Source organism: Kitasatospora sp. NPDC054795, from assembly GCF_053611565.1.
On sequence record NZ_JBSHAP010000108.1, the window covers coordinates 14,696 to 31,560 of the forward strand.

Below are 16,865 nucleotides of genomic sequence, written 5' to 3' on the forward strand. Positions count from 1 at the left end.
AAGAGATGTGGGCGGAGCTGCTCCCCGTGGGCCGCTCCGCCACCTCCGGCGGCTACCGCCGCTTCGCCTGGAACTCCGCCGACGCCGAGTGCCGCGCCTGGTTCGAGCAGCAGGCCCGCAGCCGCGGCCTGACGTACGAGCTGGACCGCAACGGCAACCAGTGGGCCTGGCTGGGCGACCCGAACGGGCAGGGGGCGGTCGTCACCGGCTCGCACCTGGACTCCGTTCCGGACGGCGGGGCCTTCGACGGCCCGCTCGGGGTGGTCTCCTCCTTCGCCGCCCTGGACGAACTGCGCGCCCGGGGAACGGAGTTCACCAAGCCCCTGGCGATCGTCAACTTCGGCGACGAGGAGGGCGCCCGGTTCGGGGTGGCCTGCATCGGCTCCCGGCTGACCGCCGGGGTGCTGTCCCGCGAGGCCGCGTACGAGCTGCGCGACGCCGACGGCCTGCGGCTGCCCGACGCGATGGAGAAGGCCGGCTACGACCCGACCGCGATCGGCGCGGACGACGACCGGCTGGCCCGGATCGGCGCCTTCGTCGAGCTCCACGTCGAGCAGGGCCGCTGCCTCGCCGAGGGGCAGCCGGTCGGCGTGGCGGGCGCGATCTGGCCGCACGGCCGCTGGCGGTTCGACTTCCACGGCGAGGCCAACCACGCCGGCACCACCCGGATCGAGGACCGCCGCGACCCGATGCTGACCTACGCCAACACCGTGCTCGCCGCCCGCAAGAAGGCCAAGCTGGCGGGTGCGCTGGCCACCTTCGGGAAGGTCGCGGTGGAGCCCAACGGCACCAACGCGATCGCCTCGCTGGTGCGCGGCTGGCTGGACTCCCGGGCCGCCGACGAGCGCACCCTGACCGAGCTGGTCGCCGAGATCGAGCGGGCCGCCGCCGAGCGCGGCGAGCGCGACGGCGTCCGGGTCGAGCTGACCCGCGAGTCCTACACCCCGGTGGTGGACTTCGACGGGCCGCTGCGCGACCGGCTCGCCAAGCTGCTGGACGCCCCGGTGCTGCCCACCGGCGCGGGACACGACGCCGGCATCCTGTCCTCCGCGATCCCGACCGCCATGCTGTTCGTGCGCAACCCCACCGGCGTCTCGCACTCCCCGGCCGAGCATGCCGAGCAGGCCGACTGCCTGGCCGGGGTCGCCGCCCTCGCCGACGTACTGGAGGACCTGGCGTGCCAGTGAACGAGCACGTGCGCTACTGGGCGCAGTACGCCTGGCTGCCGCACGACAACGGGCCGGTGGTCGAGCCGGACGTGCTGATCGCCACCGGCCCCGGCGGCACGATCGCCGCCGTCACCCCGGACAGCGGCCCCTGCCCGCCCGACGCCGTCCGGCTCGACGGGCTGCTGCTGCCCGGTCAGGCGAACGCCCACTCGCACGCCTTCCACCGGGCGCTGCGCGGGCACGTCCAGGTCGGCTCCGGCACCTTCTGGACCTGGCGCGACACCATGTACCGGTTCGCCGGCGCGCTGGACCCGGACCGCTACCTGGAGCTCGCGACCGCCGTCTACGCCGAGATGGCGCTGGCCGGCATCACGGCCGTCGGCGAGTTCCACTACCTGCACCACGCGCCCGGCGGCGCCCGCTACACCGACCCGAACGCGATGGGCGAAGCGCTGATCGAGGCCGCCGCCCGGGCCGGCATCCGGATCACCCTGCTGGACACCTGCTACCTCTCCTCCGGCTTCGGCGCCGAGCCGACCAGGCCGCAGCTGCGGTTCAGCGACGGCGACGCGGAGGCCTGGGCGGTCCGGGCGGACGCGCTCAAGCCGCGCGAGCACGCCCGGATCGGCGCCGCCGTCCACTCGGTGCGGGCCGTCCCGGCCGAGCAGCTGGGCACCGTCGCGCACTGGGCGTCGGTGCGCGGGGCGCCGCTGCACGTCCACCTCTCCGAGCAGACCGCCGAGAACGACGCCTGCCTGGCCGCGCACGGCGTCACCCCGACGAGGCTGCTCGCCGACCACGGCGCGCTCGGCCCGCGCACCTCGGCCGTGCACGCCACCCACCTGACCGACGAGGACGTCCGGCTGCTCACCGACTCCTCCACCACGGTCTGCATGTGCCCCACCACCGAGCGGGACCTCGCGGACGGCATCGGCCCGGCCCGCCGGCTGGCCTCGGCGGGCTCCCCGATCACCCTGGGCAGCGACAGCCACGCGGTGATCGACCCGTTCGAGGAGGCCCGCGCGCTGGAGCTGGACGAGCGGCTGCGCACCCGCACCCGCGGCCACTGGACGGCGAACGCGCTGCTGCGGGCCGGGACCGAGGACGGCCACGCCTCGCTCGGCTGGCCGGAGGCCGGACGGATCGAGGCCGGGGCGCTCGCCGACTTCACGGTGATCGCGCTGGACACCGTCCGCACGGCAGGACCGCCGCCCCGGCTCGGCGCCGAGATCGCGGTCTTCGCGGCCTCGGCGGCGGACGTGCGGCACGTCGTGGTCGGCGGCCGGCACGTCGTCCGGGACGGCGTGCACCGGCTGGTGGCCGACGTGCCGGGCGCGCTGCGCTCCGCGATCGGCGCACTGGACTACTGACCCCGTTCAACTCCCTTCGGAAGGCGTTGCCTTGAGCACCACGACCACCCTGATCACGGGCATCGGCAGCCTGGTCACCAACGACCCCGGGCAGGGCGCCGGGCCGCTCGGCCTGCTCACCGACGCGGCCGTGGTGGTCGACGGCGGCACCGTCGCCTGGGTCGGCCCGGCCGCGCAGGCCCCGGCGGCGGACGAGCGCTTCGACGCCGGGGGCCGGGCCCTGCTGCCCGGCTTCGTCGACTCGCACGCCCACCTGGTGTTCGCGGGCGACCGCACCGCCGAGTTCAACGCCCGGATGTCCGGGCAGGCGTACTCGGCGGGCGGCATCCGGACGACGGTGGCGGCCACCCGGGCGGCGAGCGACGCCGAACTGGAGGCCAACCTGGCCGGGTTCGTCCGGGAGGCGCTGCGGCAGGGCACCACCACCATCGAGTGCAAGTCCGGCTACGGGCTGACGGTCGAGGACGAGGCGCGCGCCCTGCGGATCGCCGCGGGGTACACCCCGGAGACGACGTACCTGGGGGCGCACATCGTGGCCCCCGAGTACGCCGAGGACCCGGCCGGCTACGTCGACCTGGTCACCGGCGAGATGCTGGACGCCTGCGCCCCGCACGCCCGTTGGGTGGACGTGTTCTGCGAGAAGGGCGCGTTCGACGGGGACCAGGCGCGGGCTGTTCTGACGGCGGGGATCGAGAAGGGCCTCACGCCGCGCGTGCACGCCAACCAGCTCACCTACGGGCCGGGCGTGCAGCTCGCGGTGGAGCTGGGAGCCGCCTCGGCGGACCACTGCACCCATCTGACGGACGAGGACGTGGCGGCGCTGGCCGGCTCGGCGACGGTGGCCACCCTGCTGCCGGGGGCGGAGTTCTCCACCCGCGCCGAGTACCCGAGCGGGCGCCGGCTGCTGGACGCGGGCGCGGTGGTGGCGCTGTCCACGGACTGCAACCCGGGCTCCAGCTTCACCAGTTCGATGGCGTTCTGTATCGCCGTGGCGGTGCGGGAGATGGGGATGACCCCGGACGAGGCGGTCTGGGCGGCCACGGCGGGCGGCGCCCGGGCGCTGCGGCGTACGGACGTCGGCGTGGTCGCGCCCGGGGCCCGGGCGGACCTGCTGCTGCTGGACGCGCCCTCGCACGTCCACCTGGCCTACCGGCCGGGGGTGCCGCTGACGGCGGCGGTCTGGCGGGCGGGTGTGCGCGAGCTCTGAGGACACGTCCGTGGAAGGCCCGCCCCCGGTCCTGCGGCCGGGGGCGGGCCTTCGCTCATGCCAGGCCCAACGAGCTCCGCAGGAAGTGCAGTTCGTGGTGCAGCAGGTTTTCCACCACCGCCTCGTCGGTGGGCCGGTGGCCGGTGGCGCGCAGCGGGAGGACCTCGTGCGGGCGGCCGGCGGCGAGCAGGGCGGCGGACAGCCGCAGGGTGTGGGCCGGGTGGACGTTGTCGTCGGCGAGGCCCTGGATCAGCAGCAGCGGACGGCGGAGCTCCGGCGCCAGGGCGATCAGCGAGCCGCTGTCGTAGTGCTCGGGGTGCTCGTCGGGGTGGCCGAGGAAGCGCTCCTGCCAGTGGGTGTCGTAGAACCGCCAGTCGGTGGGCGCGGCTCCGGCGGAGGCGGCGTGGAAGACGTCCGGGCGGCGCAGTACGGCGAGCGCGGCGAGGTAGCCGCCGTAGGACCAGCCGCGGATGGCGACCCGGTCGAGGTCGAGCAGCCCGGGCCGCAGCCGGTCGGCCGCCCGCAGGCCCTCGACCTGGTCGTCGAGGGCGGGCCCCGCCTTGTCGCCGTGGATCGCCTTGTCCCAGCGCGGCCCGCGCCCGGGGGTGCCGCGGCCGTCCACCACGAGGACCGCGAAGCCCTGGTCGGCGAACCACTGGGAGACCTGGTCCCACCAGAAGCCGCCGGTGGTGGCCTTCTGCATGGCGGGTCCGCCGTACGGGTCGAGCAGGACGGGCAGCGGGCCGTCCCCGGGGCGATGGCCGGCGGGCAGGAAGAGCGTGGCGCGCAGCTCGCGCGGGCCGAGCCGGAGCGGTTCGGGCCGGGCGGTGACGACGGGCGGCTCGGCGTGCGAGGTGAGCGGGTGGGGTGTCGAGCCCTCGCGCAGGACGGTGGAGCGGCCACCGGGGTGGCCGAGGGAACGGGTGGTGAGGACCAGCGTGCCGCCGCGCCGCACCCCGGTGTGCAGGCCGGGGCCGCTGCTGAGCCGTCGTGGGCCGGTGTCCGGTCCGTACGTCCAGAGGTGGGTCTCGGTGGGTTCGTCGGAGGCGGTGAACAGGACCTGCTCGCCGTCCGTCCCGAGCACCGCGCGCAGCTGGAGCCCGGGCGGGGTGACCGGCTTGCCGTCGACTGTCAGGTGCCGGGTGTCGCCCAGGTCGGCGGTGTCCACCAGGGCGCCGCCCCCGGTGCGGGCCGGCAGGCCGGGGAGCAGCTCGATCCAGTGCGCGTCCTGCCGCTCGGCGAGCACCCGGGTGGCGCCGTCCGGCTCGATCGCCAGGGTGCGGACGGTGCGCTGGTCGCGGCTCTGCACGGCGGCGTACGGGCCGTGGCCGTCCCAGCCGGCGGCAGTGAGGTACTCGAAGGCGGCGCGGTCCCAGCGGACCCCGGTGTCGGTGCCGTCGAGGCCGAGCAGCCGCAGCGAGACCTCGGCGTTGGCGGTGCCGGCCAGCGGGTAGCGGATTGTGCGCGGCGGGCGGTGCGGGTCGGCGGGGTCGGCCAGGAAGAGGCGGGCGAGCGGGCGGTTGTCGACCCGGGCGACCAGCAGTGCGGTGCCGTCGGGGGACCACCAGTGGCCGCGGTCGCGGAACATCTCCTCGGAGGCGATGTACTCGGCGAGCCCGTAGGAGACGTCCTCGGCCTCGGGTTCGGCGAGCGGACGGTCGTCCGTGCCGTCGATGCCGACCACCCGCAGGGCGCCGGCGGTGACGTAGGCGATCCGGCGGCCGGCCGGGTCGAGCCGGGGGTCCTGCGGCGGGCCGGGGACGGGGACGGCGCGGACGGTGCCGCGGGCGGTGTCGGCCAGCCACAGGGCGCCGTCCAGCGCGAAGGCGGCGAGCGCGCCGGCGGCGTCGGTGCTGTACCCGGCGATGCCCTCGGCGGCGCCCAGCACGGCCGGGTCCGCGATCAGCCGTTCCTCGCTGGTGGCGGTGTTCAGGGCCCAGAGGCAGGCGAGCGGGTCGGTGCCGGACCGGCCGCGCAGGAAGAGCACGGTGGCGCCGTCCGGCGAAGGCTCCGGCCGGACGGGGACACCCAGGGTGAACTGCCGGGTGCGGGCCAGCTGACGGGGTAAGGAGAGGGTCGTCATGCGGGGCACCATAGGCATGGCCGCCGGGCCCGTGTCGAGCGCATGACGCCCGGCGGCCTCGGCGGGCGGGCAGCCGGGGTGGCCTGGGCGGCCGGGGCGGAGGACGGGCGGGGCCGGGAAAGGCGGCCGGGGCCGCCGCGGATCTCAGGAATCCACGGCGGCCCCGGAGTCGTGAGCCGTAGGCCGGTCCGTCAGCGCACGTCGCCCATGAGGGCCTGGACGCGCTTGCGGTAGCCGAAGACGGCGAGCCCGGCGAGGACGGCGAGCGACGCCTGCATCGCGATGATCCCGTTGCCGTCGAGGTTGACGCCGGCCAGCGAGAGCAGGCTGGTGGTGCAGTCACCGGCGGTGACGGCGAGGAACCAGACACCCATCATCTGGGAGGCGTACTTCTGCGGCGCCATCTTGGTGGTGACCGAGAGGCCGACCGGGGAGAGACAGAGCTCACCGATGGTCTGGATCAGGTAGATCGAGACGAGCCACAACGGGGAGACCATGGTGCCGCCGTCCGCCATGTTCATCGGGATGATGAAGATGAAGAACGAGGCGCCGACCAGGACCAGGCCCATCGAGAACTTCACGATGGTGTTGGGCTCCTTGTTGCGGCGGGAGAGCCACAGCCACAGCCAGGCGAACACCGGCGCGAGCGCCATCACGAACAGCGGGTTGAGCGACTGGTACCAGGTGGCCGAGAAGCCGAGGCCGAACAGGCTGTCGGCGGTCTTCTTGTCGGCGAACAGGGAGAGGGTCGACCCGCCCTGGTCGTAGATCATCCAGAAGATGGCGGCCGCGGCGAAGAACCAGATGTAGGCGGACATCTTGGACTGCTCGCCGGCGCTGAGATCCTTGTCGCGCTTGATCCGGACCAGCACGGCGACCGGAATGAGCAGACCGGCCAGGGTGAGCGGGACGAGGGCCCAGTTCAGGGTGTAGACGCCAAGCCCGACGATCACGGCGTAGAAGACGGCGATGGCGGCGACGGCGATGCCGCCCTTCACCAGCAGGCTGTTGCGCTCCGCGGGCTTGAGCGGGTTGGGGACCTTGCTGCTCTTGGGGCTCAGGTGGCGGCTGCCCAGCAGGAACTGCACCAGGCCGAAGGCCATGCCGACCGCGGCGATACCGAAGCCCAGGTGCCAGCTGTACTCCTTGCCGATCGTTCCGATGATGAACGGGGCGACGAAGGCACCGAGGTTGATGCTCATGTAGAAGACGGTGAAGCCACCGTCGCGGCGCGGGTCCTCGGGGCCGTTGTAGAGCTGGCCGACCATCGTGGAGATGTTGGCCTTCAGCAGCCCGGAGCCGAGCGCGACCAGGAGCAGGCCGAGGAAGAACGCCGCCTGGCCCGGGACGGCCAGCGCGATGTGGCCGAACATGATCACGAACCCGGCGATGGCGACGGTCTTGCGGGCGCCCCAGACCCGGTCACCGAACCAGCCGCCGGGGTAGGCCATGAGGTAGACCATCGAGACGTAGACGGAGTAGATCGCCGTCGCCGTCGTCGCCGTCATGGCGAGGCCGCCGCCCTGGCTGCCCACGGCGGCGTCGGCGCCACCGGAGACCAGGTAGTAGATGAGCAGGGCGCGCATGCCGTAGTAGGAGAAGCGCTCCCACATCTCGGTCATGAACAGGGTGGCAAGACCTCGGGGGTGCCCGAGGAAGGTCTTGCCGCCGGGAGAGGCCGACGTCATGTCGGCGTCCAGGGTCTTCGACGCCATGAGTAGTGGTTCCTTGCCTGACAGCGTCCGCCTAGGGGGGTGACGGCGGACGTGGACGAAACCACTCTACGTGGCGACATTTGGCTTTATCAGATGACAAAAGCCTTGAATCAGGTATGGGAATGGCAAAGTCGGCGCCAGATCTTCCCGATCTATCGATGGTAGATGGGCGCGTCTTCCTTCGGTTTCAAGATCCAAATGGAGATTCTTCACCGAACGGCCGGTCCGCTGCGGCCTGTTGGGTGTGATGAGGGTCTTGTGTAACGATCACGCTCTGTGAACTACCTCACAGGGCGTCCGGCGTTACCCCGGCGGACTACCATCACCACATGACCTGTGTGCTGCTCGCCGAGGACGATCCGGCGATCTCCGAACCGCTCGCCCGGGCCCTGCGACGCGAGGGCTATGAGGTGCTCGTCCGCGAGGACGGTCCGACCGCACTGGCCGCGGGCCTCACCGAGGAGGTCGACCTCGTCGTCCTGGACCTCGGCCTGCCCGAGATGGACGGCCTGGAGGTCTGCCGCCGCCTGCGTGCCGACGGCAAGAGCTGCCCCGTCCTGGTGCTCACCGCCCGCGCGGACGAGGTGGACACCGTGGTCGGCCTGGACGCCGGTGCCGACGACTACGTCACCAAGCCCTTCCGCCTGGCCGAACTGCTCGCCCGCGTCCGGGCCCTGCTCCGGCGCGGCAACGTCGACCAGCTCACCACCGGCGCGCACGGTGTGAAGATCGACATCGAATCCCACCGCGCCTGGCTCGGCGACGAGGAACTCACCCTCTCCGCCAAGGAGTTCGAGCTGCTCCGGGTCCTGGTCCGGGACGCCGGCCGGGTGGTCACCCGCGAGGAGATCATGCGGCAGGTCTGGGACACCACCTGGTGGACCTCCACCAAGACCCTGGACATGCACATCTCCTGGCTCCGCAAGAAGCTCGGCGACGACGCGGCCAACCCCCGCTACATCGCCACCGTGCGTGGAGTCGGGTTCCGGTTCGAGAAGAATTAGTCCCTGACGGAGAACGGGCCCTCGGCCCGCGGCAGTGGAACACCCCGGGGAGCGGCAGCGTGAAACGCAGAATGATCAACTCGCTGCTGGGCGTCGTCCTGGTGGTCGTCGTGGTGTTCTGCGTACCGCTCGCCCTGGTCGAGAAGCGGACCATCGTCAACTCGGCCCAGGACCGGGTGGACGCGGCCGCCGTCCGGGTGCTCGCCCTGGTCGAGAGCCGGCTCGCCGCGGGGGAGCCGGTCACCGGGCGGGCCTTCGAGAGCCAGATCACCGAGGGCAGCTACGTCGAGGTGCAGGTGCCCGGCCAGCCGGTGGTCTCCGCGGGCGAGCGTCCCGCCGGGAACCACCTGCTGAAGGCCGTCGAGCGCGGCAACAGCGGCGAGACCGTCACCGTCGAACAGTCCCGCGAGGACGTCGACCACGAGATCGCCAACAACCTGCTGCTGCTCGGCGTGGTCGCCCTGCTCGCCGTCCAGGCCGCGGTGGCCCTCGCCGTCTGGCAGGCCAAGCGGCTCGCCCGGCCGCTCACCGACCTCGCCGAGACCGCCGAGCGGCTCGGCTCCGGCGACCCGCGCCCGCGCGACCGCCGCTACGGGGTGCCCGAGCTCGACCGGGTCGCCGAGGTGCTGGACACCAGCGCCGAGCGGATCGCCCGGATGCTCACCGCCGAGCGCCGGCTCGCCGCCGATGCCTCGCACCAGCTGCGCACCCCGCTCACCGCGCTCTCCATGCGGCTGGAGGAGATCACCGCCCTCGCCGAGGAGCCGGAGACGGTCAAGGAGGAGGCGACCATCGCCCTCCAGCAGGTCGAGCGGCTCACCGACGTGGTCCAGCGGCTGCTCACCACCCAGCGCGACCCGCGCAGCCCCACCGCCGTCGCCTTCGACCTGGACGAGGTGATCAAGCAGCAGGTGGAGGAGTGGGGCCCGACGCTGCGGGAGCAGGGCAGGGTGCTCTCCCTGGAGGGGCTGCACGGGGTCACCGCGGTCGGCACCCCGGGGACGGTCGCCCAGGTGCTGGCCACCCTGATCGAGAACTCGCTGATGCACGGCGCCGGGACGATCACCCTGCGGGTCCGGCCGTCCGGCACCTCGGCGGTGGTCGAGGTCCAGGACCAGGGCGCGGGCGTGCCGGCGGACCTCGGCAACCGGGTGTTCGAACGCGCGGTCAGCGGGCGCAACTCCACCGGCATCGGTCTGGCCGTCGCCCGTGACCTCGCGGAGGCGGACGGCGGGCGGCTCGAACTGCTCTCGCTGAAGCCGGCGGTGTTCGCGCTCTTCCTCGGACGCAGCCACCAGGACTGAACGGGCCCGGGGCCCGGCCAAGGGCGTGTCCGACAATTCCCGCCGGGTGCGCGTCGCATGGTCGGACACGCCCCAGGCCCTGTCCGGCCGATCGCGCTGATCCTGCAAGACCGACCGGACACGACCTAGTCGAACTGCGCGTCGCGGACCACGTCGAGGTCGGTGAAGGTGGGCGGCGCGTCGCAGAGCGCCACCATCTCGCGGAAGATCCGGTCGGTCTCGGGCAGGGCGGAGTTCTCCATCGCCGCCGCGTAGGAGGGGAACTCCACGATCTGCACCACGTGCGCGGTGTCGGAACGGTCGGTGCCGATCACCGCGTGGGAAGCGGTCCGCTTGCCCCGGGTCGCCTCGACCCAGGTGTCCAGCAGCCGGTTGAGGTCGTCGAGCCTGTCGGTCCTGCAGTCGATGATCTGGACGAACGTCATGGCGAGCCTCCTGACCCCCTCGGCCACGATCGTCCGCCGGCCGTGCTCGCCCTCGGTAACCACTGTCCTCCGGCCGCGGCGGACACGGCAAGCCCGGTGGACACGGCAAGCCCCGGCGGCCGCGTTCGGGCTGCCGGGGCTGCGGGGAGCGAAGGGGGTGCGAGGGGAGCAGGGGGCGCGGGGGGCCTACTCGGCCTTGGCGAGGCGGATCCGCTCGGTGGCCAGCATCAGCTCGGCCTGTGCGGCCAGCTCCTGGCCGCTGGTGGCGTCCACCGCCTGCTGGGCGGGCAGTCCGACGGGCTCCGGCACGGCCTTGAACACCCAGGTGCGGTACGAGACGAAGCGGAACACGGTGGCCACGGCGAGGCCGATCACCTTGGCGCCGATCTGCTCGTAGTGCGAGCGCAGGTCGAGCACGTACACCGAGAAGCCGAGGATGCCGGTCTCGATCAGCATGCCGATGCCGCTGTAGACCAGGAAGAGCGTGATCTCGCGCCTGCGGGAGGCGGCGTCGCGGTCCCGGTAGAGCCAGTAGCGGTAGCCCAGGTAGTTGGTCGCGATCGCGATCACCGTCGCGACGATGTTCGACCGGACCGAGGCGAGGCCCATGCCGTTGATGCAGACCCAGAAGACGGCGAAGTTGACCACCACGCCGCTCAGGCCGACGATGCCGAACTTCACGACTTCGCCCGTGATCCCACGCATCTTCTGTGCGAGCGGGGGGTTCGAAGCTGCGGTCGTCGCCATACCGGACTGCCTCCATGTGCCTGCGGGACGAAAGGGCCTGCCGCGACGGCGCGGCCACCCCTTGAGCCCTGCGTGCACGCACATGATCGGACCGCGCAGACCAGGACCTGGCCGTCCAGGCTACCCGCTTCCATCGAACGGCTCAGCCCCCAGGGCGACAGGTTGACATCTACGCGCGTCCGCCCCGGCGGCCCCACCGGCGGCTCCACCGCCCCCGACCGGCCCGGATATCCTGGGCCGCGTGACTTCCCCGGGCAATGTGAATTTTCCAGTGGTGGGCATGATCGGTGGCGGGCAGCTGGCCCGCATGGCACACCAGGCGGGCATCCCGCTCGGGGTCAGGTTCAAACTCCTCGCCGACACGCCCCAGGACTCCGCCGCACAGGTGGTGTCCGACGTCGTCCTCGGCGACTACCGCGACCTCGACACCCTGCGTGCCTTCGCCGCCGGCTGCGACGTGATCACCTTCGACCACGAGCACGTCCCCACCGAGCACCTGCGGGCCCTGGAGGCCGACGGCATCGCCGTCCGCCCCGGCCCGGACGCGCTGGTCAACGCCCAGGACAAGGGTGTGATGCGGGCCAAGCTGGACTCCATCGACGTGCCCTGCCCCCGGCACCGGATCGTCGCCGACCCGGCCGACGTCACCGCCTTCGCCGAGGAGGGCTCCGGTTACCCGGTCGTCCTCAAGACCGTCCGCGGCGGCTACGACGGCAAGGGCGTCTGGGTCGTCGACGACGAGGAGCAGGCGCAGGCCCCGTTCCTGGCCGGCGTCGCGGTGCTGGCCGAGGAGAAGGTCGACTTCGTCCGCGAGCTGGCCGCCAACGTGGTCCGCTCGCCCAGCGGCCAGGCCGTCGCCTACCCGGTGGTGGAGAGCGTCCAGGAGAACGGCGTCTGCGCCGAGGTCACCGCCCCCGCGCCGGACCTCGACCCGGCCCTGTCCGACGAGGCCCAGCAGCTCGCCCTGCGGATCGCCGGCGACCTCGGCATCGTCGGCCACCTCGCCGTCGAGCTGTTCCAGACCCGGGACGGCCGCATCCTCGTCAACGAGCTGGCCATGCGCCCGCACAACTCCGGGCACTGGACCCAGGACGGCGCCGTCACGTCGCAGTTCGAGAACCACCTGCGGGCCGTCCTCGACCTCCCGCTCGGCGACCCCCGCCCGCGCGCCAAGTGGACCGTCATGGTCAACGTCCTCGGCGGCGACTACCCGGACATGTACCGCCCCTTCCTGCACTGCATGGCCCGCGACCCCGGGCTGCGGATCCACATGTACGGGAAGGACGTGAAGCCCGGCCGCAAGGTCGGCCACGTCAACGTCTTCGGGGACGACCTCGAAGACGTCCGCGAGCGCGCCCGCCACGCGGCCGCCTACCTGCGAGGAACGATCACCGAATGAGCCCCGCTTCGACCGCCCCCCTCGTCGGCATCGTGATGGGCTCGGACTCCGACTGGCCGGTCATGGAGGCCGCCGCCCAGGCGCTCGACGAGTTCGAGATCCCCTACGAGGTGGACGTCGTCTCCGCCCACCGGATGCCCCGCGAGATGGTCGCGTACGGCGAGAACGCCCACCTGCGCGGCCTGAAGGCGATCATCGCCGGCGCCGGCGGCGCGGCCCACCTGCCGGGCATGCTCGCCTCCGTCACCCCGCTGCCGGTCATCGGCGTGCCGGTGCCGCTGCGCTACCTGGACGGCATGGACAGCCTGCTGTCGATCGTCCAGATGCCGGCCGGCGTGCCGGTGGCGACCGTCTCGGTGGCCGGCGCGCGCAACGCCGGCCTGCTCGCGGTGCGGATGCTCGCCGCCTTCGACCCCGAACTCACCGAGAAGATGACCGAGTTCCAGGCCGAGCTGAACAACCAGGCCACCGAGAAGGGCCAGAAGCTGCGCGCCAAGGTGGCCGGTTCCTCCTCCTTCGGCTTCGGCAAGTAATCCCCCTGGTGGGGGTGGGGTAGAACAACCCGTATGACTTCTCGGACGGACTCCCCCACCCCGCTGGACCGCGCCCGCGCCCTGCTGCGCACCGCCCCCGTGGTGGACGGCCACAACGACCTCCCCTGGGCGATGCGCGAGCAGGCCGGATACGACCTCGGCGCGCTCGACCTCGCCGCCGACCAGAGCGACCGCCTGCACACCGACCTCGCCCGCCTCGCGGAGGGCGGGGTCGGCGCGCAGTTCTGGTCCGTCTACGTCCCCTCCTCGCTGGCCGGCGACCACGCCGTGAGCGCCACCCTGGAACAGATCGACTTCGTCCACGCCCTGGTCGAGCGCTACCCGGACCGGCTGCGCCTGGCGCGTACCGCCGCGGACATCGAGGCCGCCCGCGCCGAGGGCCGGATCGCCTCCCTGATGGGCGCCGAGGGCGGCCACTCCATCGACTGCTCGCTGGCCACCCTGCGCGCCCTGTACGAGCTGGGCGTGCGCTACCTGACGCTCACCCACAACGACAACGTGCCGTGGGCGGACTCCGCGACCGACAAGCCGGTGGCCGGCGGGCTGACCCGGTTCGGCGAGGAGGTCGTCCGGGAGATGAACCGGCTCGGCATGCTGGTCGACCTCTCGCACGTCTCCGCCGACACCATGCGCGACGCCCTGCGGGTGACCGAGGCGCCGGTGGTCTTCTCGCACTCCTCCTCGCGCGCGGTCTGCGACCACCCGCGCAACATCCCGGACGACGTGCTCGCCCAGCTGCCCGCCAACGGCGGCGTGGCGATGGCGACCTTCGTGCCCAAGTTCATCCTGCCCGCCGCCATCGACTGGACCAGGGCCGCCGACGAGAACATGCGCGCCCACGGCTTCCACCCGCTGGACACCACCCCGCCGGCCATGGAGCGCCAGCGCGCCTTCGAGGCCGCCAATCCGCGCCCGATCGCCACCCCGGCCACCGTCGCCGACCACCTCGACCACATGCGCGAGGTGGCCGGCATCGACCACATCGGCATCGGCGGCGACTTCGACGGCACCGCCTTCCTGCCGGACGGCCTGGACTCGGTGGCCGGCTACCCCAACCTGGTCGCCGAACTCCTCGGCCGCCACTGGTCGGAGGCCGATCTGGCCAAGCTCACCTGGCACAACGCCGTGCGCGTCCTGCGCGACGCCGAATCGGCGGCCGCCGGGCTGCGCGCGAGCCGCCGCCCGTCCATCGCCACCATCGCGCAGCTGGACGGCCCTGCGGCCTAGAGCCGCGGGATCTCGATGGCCGGGCACCTGTCCATCACCATGGCGAGCCCGGCCGCCCGGGTCCGCCCGTAGGCGGCCTCGTCGACGACGCCCAGCTGGAACCAGACCGCCTTCGCCCCGGCGGCCACCGCCTGGTCGGCCACCTCCCCGGCGAGTTCGGACCGGACGAACACGTCCACCACGTCGACCGGGAACGGCACCTCGGCGAGCGAGGCGTAGCCCTGCTCGCCGAGGACCGTCTCGGCCTTCGGGTGCACGGGCACGATCCGCTTGCCGTACTCCTGGAGCACCCTGGCCACCCTGTACGCGGCGCGGGCGGTGTTGGTGGACAGGCCCACCACCGCCCAGGTGTCGCCGGTGCGGGCGAGGATCTCGCGGACCGCCGCTTCGTCGCCGTAGCTCGTCATGCCGGTACCAACGGCGTTCGCGGGCGCCGGATTCCTGGGCTCAGATGTTGGTGGCGTCGAGCTTGGCCAGGGCCGTCGTGTCGTTGTCGTACGTGATCTCCAGTTCGACGACCCAGGCCTTCCCCCGGGGCCGGTGCCCATCGGTCTCGTCGCGGTTCCGGAGGGTCATTCCCCAGGTCTCGTCGCTGATCAGCCGGACGCGCGCGAGCGCCCGCCCCCGGGGTCGGGGACGGGCGCTCGGGAGCGGACTCGTCAGCTCGGGCGGCCCAGGGCGCGGTAGGTCCAGCCGGCGGCCCGCCAGGCCTCGGCGTCCAGGACGTTGCGGCCGTCGAGGAGGCGGCGTTCGGCGACCACGGCGCCGAGCGCGGACGGGTCCAGCTCTCGGAACTCGGACCACTCGGTGAGGTGGAGGACCACGTGGGCGCCCTCGGCGGCCTCCAGGGCGGAGTGGGCGTAGGTGAGGGACGGGAACATCTTGCGGGCGTTGTCCACGGCCTTCGGGTCGTAGACGGTGACCTGGGCGCCCTGGAGCTGGATCTGGGCGGCCACGTTGAGGGCGGGGGAGTCCCGGATGTCGTCCGAGTTGGGCTTGAAGGCGGCGCCGAGGACGGCGACCCGGCGGCCCAGGAAGCCGCCGCCGCACTGCTCGCGGGCCAGCTCGACCATCCGGGAGCGGCGCCGCATGTTGATCGAGTCGACCTCGCGCAGGAAGGTCAGCGCCTGGTCGGCGCCGAGCTCGCCGGCCCGGGCCATGAACGCCCGGATGTCCTTGGGCAGGCAGCCGCCGCCGAAACCGAGGCCGGAGTTGAGGAACTTGCCGCCGATCCGCTCGTCGTAGGCGAGTGCCTTGCTGAGCTGGGTGACGTCCGCGCCGGCCGCCTCGCAGACCTCGGCCATCGCGTTGATGAAGGAGATCTTGGTGGCCAGGAAGGAGTTGGCGGCCGCCTTGACCAGTTCGGCGGTCGCGTAGTCGGTGACCATGAACGGCACCCCGGCCGCGATCGGCTCCGCGTACACCTCGCGCAGCACCCGCTCGGCCCGCTCGCTCTGGGCGCCGACCACGATCCGGTCCGGCCGCAGGGTGTCCTGCACGGCGAACCCCTCGCGCAGGAACTCCGGGTTCCAGGCGAGTTCGGCGCCCTCCCCGACCGGCGCCAGCGCGGCCAGCCGCTCGGCCAGCCGGGCCGCCGAGCCGACCGGGACGGTGGACTTGCCGACCACCAGGGCCGGACGGGTCAGGTGCGGCGCGAGCTCGTCGACCGCGGTGTCGACGTACGACATGTCGGCTGCGAACTCGCCCTTGCGCTGCGGAGTGTTGACGCAGATGAAGTGCACGTCGCCGAACTCGGCGGCCTCCTGGGCGGAGGTGGTGAAGCGCAGCCGTCCGGTCGAACCCTCGTGCCCGGCCACGTGCTTGAGCAGCAGTTCGGAGAGCCCCGGCTCGTACATCGGGACGCGGCCCGCGGTCAGCATGGCGATCTTGTCCGGGTCGATGTCCAGACCCAGCACCTCGAAGCCGAACTCGGCCATCGCGGCGGCGTGCGTGGCGCCGAGGTAGCCGGTGCCGATCACGGAGATGCGGAGGGTCACGGGTTCTCCTTGGATGCGGACGCGACCAGTACGGATGCCCTGATGCTATCCGCCCGCCGGGGGCGCACCGGGATCACCTGCACGCCCGAGGGACCGCCCTGAACGCTAGGCAGTCGCAGGTCGGCGCCCTAGGATCTCTACTGAACGGTAGTTAACCGCGGATTCGACTCGCACCGGGCGTCGATCGGACCTCGATCGGGCACCGGTCACTGAACGACGAGGCAGGCATCATGGCGGGCAGCGCAGGGGCGGCTGACTTCGATCTCTTCCGGATCTCCGAGGAGCACGGGATGCTCCGTGAGGCGGTGCGTTCGCTGGCCGAGGCGAAGATCGCTCCGTTCGCGGCGGAGGTGGACGAGCAGGGGCGGTTCCCGCAGGAGGCGCTGGAGGCGTTGCGGGGCAGTGATCTGCACGCGGTGCACGTGCCGGAGGAGTTCGGTGGTGCGGGGGCGGATGCGCTGGCGACGGTGATCGTGATCGAGGAGGTGGCGCGGGTGTGTGCGTCGTCCTCGTTGATTCCGGCGGTGAACAAGCTGGGGTCGCTGCCGGTGCAGTTGTCGGGGTCGCAGGAGCTGAAGGCGAAGTACCTGGGGGCGCTGGCGCGGGGCGAGGGGATGTTCTCGTACTGCCTGTCGGAGCCGGAGGCGGGTTCGGACGCGGCGGG

Annotated in this window: 15 protein-coding genes and 1 pseudogene; 9 read left to right on the forward strand and 7 right to left on the reverse strand. The window is 72.7% G+C overall.

Features of this window, described 5'->3' with window-relative positions:
* The first annotated feature begins 5 nt into the window (after positions 1-5).
* From ACWGJO_RS31055 to hutI, 3 genes are read left to right on the forward strand one after another with little or no spacing between them, the layout of a single operon-like run.
* The gene (locus tag ACWGJO_RS31055) at positions 6-1,187 is read left to right on the forward strand and encodes an allantoate amidohydrolase (protein ID WP_452188827.1); all 1,182 of its coding nucleotides are present in this window, start codon (positions 6-8) and stop codon (positions 1,185-1,187) included.
* Positions 1,178-2,539: a formimidoylglutamate deiminase gene (locus tag ACWGJO_RS31060; protein WP_452188807.1), complete on the forward strand. Its 1,362-nt coding sequence runs from the start codon at positions 1,178-1,180 to the stop codon at positions 2,537-2,539. The genes ACWGJO_RS31055 and ACWGJO_RS31060 overlap by 10 nt, the downstream gene beginning before the upstream one ends.
* Positions 2,540-2,570: 31 nt before the next feature.
* Entirely contained in the window at positions 2,571-3,746 is a 1,176-nt protein-coding gene (gene hutI, locus ACWGJO_RS31065; RefSeq protein ID WP_452188809.1) for an imidazolonepropionase, read from the forward strand.
* 55 nt (positions 3,747-3,801) lie between these two features.
* Here hutI and ACWGJO_RS31070 read toward each other — a convergent pair whose 3' ends face one another.
* Both ACWGJO_RS31070 and ACWGJO_RS31075 read right to left on the reverse strand, forming a co-directional pair.
* Positions 3,802-5,829: a prolyl oligopeptidase family serine peptidase gene (locus tag ACWGJO_RS31070; protein WP_452188811.1), complete on the reverse strand. Its 2,028-nt coding sequence runs from the start codon at positions 5,827-5,829 to the stop codon at positions 3,802-3,804.
* Between the two features lie 191 nt (positions 5,830-6,020).
* On the reverse strand, positions 6,021-7,544 hold the full coding sequence (locus ACWGJO_RS31075) for a peptide MFS transporter (RefSeq protein WP_452188813.1): 1,524 nt from the start codon (positions 7,542-7,544) through the stop codon (positions 6,021-6,023).
* Positions 7,545-7,873: 329 nt separating this feature from the next.
* Here ACWGJO_RS31075 and ACWGJO_RS31080 point away from each other — a divergent pair, with 329 nt between their 5' ends.
* Positions 7,874-8,548 carry a response regulator transcription factor gene (locus ACWGJO_RS31080; RefSeq protein ID WP_030058577.1) on the forward strand — a complete coding sequence of 225 codons (675 nt, stop codon included), beginning with the start codon at positions 7,874-7,876 and terminating at the stop codon, positions 8,546-8,548.
* Positions 8,549-8,607: 59 nt separating this feature from the next.
* Positions 8,608-9,852: an ATP-binding protein gene (locus ACWGJO_RS31085; RefSeq protein ID WP_387693292.1), complete on the forward strand. Its 1,245-nt coding sequence runs from the start codon at positions 8,608-8,610 to the stop codon at positions 9,850-9,852.
* Between the two features lie 128 nt (positions 9,853-9,980).
* Here the strand turns inward: ACWGJO_RS31085 and ACWGJO_RS31090 are convergent.
* Positions 9,981-10,277, reverse strand: a pseudogene (locus tag ACWGJO_RS31090) (ester cyclase); the annotation flags it as partial.
* A gap of 186 nt (positions 10,278-10,463) precedes the next feature.
* A complete protein-coding gene (locus ACWGJO_RS31095) occupies positions 10,464-10,982 on the reverse strand; it encodes a GtrA family protein (protein ID WP_387693294.1) in 519 nt (172 codons plus the stop codon).
* A gap of 301 nt (positions 10,983-11,283) precedes the next feature.
* On the opposite strand from ACWGJO_RS31095, the gene ACWGJO_RS31100 reads away from it, so the two are divergent.
* From ACWGJO_RS31100 to ACWGJO_RS31110, 3 genes are read left to right on the forward strand one after another with little or no spacing between them, the layout of a single operon-like run.
* Complete coding sequence (locus ACWGJO_RS31100) at positions 11,284-12,423, forward strand: 5-(carboxyamino)imidazole ribonucleotide synthase (RefSeq protein ID WP_359906141.1); 1,140 nt, start codon at positions 11,284-11,286, stop codon at positions 12,421-12,423.
* The gene (gene purE / locus ACWGJO_RS31105) at positions 12,420-12,956 is read left to right on the forward strand and encodes a 5-(carboxyamino)imidazole ribonucleotide mutase (RefSeq protein WP_359906144.1); all 537 of its coding nucleotides are present in this window, start codon (positions 12,420-12,422) and stop codon (positions 12,954-12,956) included. The genes ACWGJO_RS31100 and purE overlap by 4 nt, the downstream gene beginning before the upstream one ends.
* A gap of 33 nt (positions 12,957-12,989) precedes the next feature.
* Positions 12,990-14,204 (forward strand): dipeptidase, encoded by a 1,215-nt coding sequence (locus ACWGJO_RS31110; protein ID WP_387693298.1) that lies wholly within the window; start codon positions 12,990-12,992, stop codon positions 14,202-14,204.
* Here ACWGJO_RS31110 and ACWGJO_RS31115 read toward each other — a convergent pair.
* From ACWGJO_RS31115 to ACWGJO_RS31125, 3 genes are all read right to left on the reverse strand, one after another.
* On the reverse strand, positions 14,201-14,611 hold the full coding sequence (locus ACWGJO_RS31115) for a CoA-binding protein (protein ID WP_452188817.1): 411 nt from the start codon (positions 14,609-14,611) through the stop codon (positions 14,201-14,203). The two genes, ACWGJO_RS31110 and ACWGJO_RS31115, sit on opposite strands and share 4 nt — an antisense overlap.
* 40 nt (positions 14,612-14,651) lie before the next feature.
* Complete coding sequence (locus ACWGJO_RS31120; protein ID WP_452188819.1) at positions 14,652-14,780, reverse strand: hypothetical protein; 129 nt, start codon at positions 14,778-14,780, stop codon at positions 14,652-14,654.
* A gap of 83 nt (positions 14,781-14,863) precedes the next feature.
* The gene (locus tag ACWGJO_RS31125; protein ID WP_452188821.1) at positions 14,864-16,201 is read right to left on the reverse strand and encodes a UDP-glucose dehydrogenase family protein; all 1,338 of its coding nucleotides are present in this window, start codon (positions 16,199-16,201) and stop codon (positions 14,864-14,866) included.
* Positions 16,202-16,431: 230 nt separating this feature from the next.
* Between ACWGJO_RS31125 and ACWGJO_RS31130 the strand changes: the two genes are divergently transcribed.
* A partial coding sequence (locus ACWGJO_RS31130) for an acyl-CoA dehydrogenase family protein (protein WP_452188823.1) occupies positions 16,432-16,865 on the forward strand: 434 nt, incomplete at its 3' end.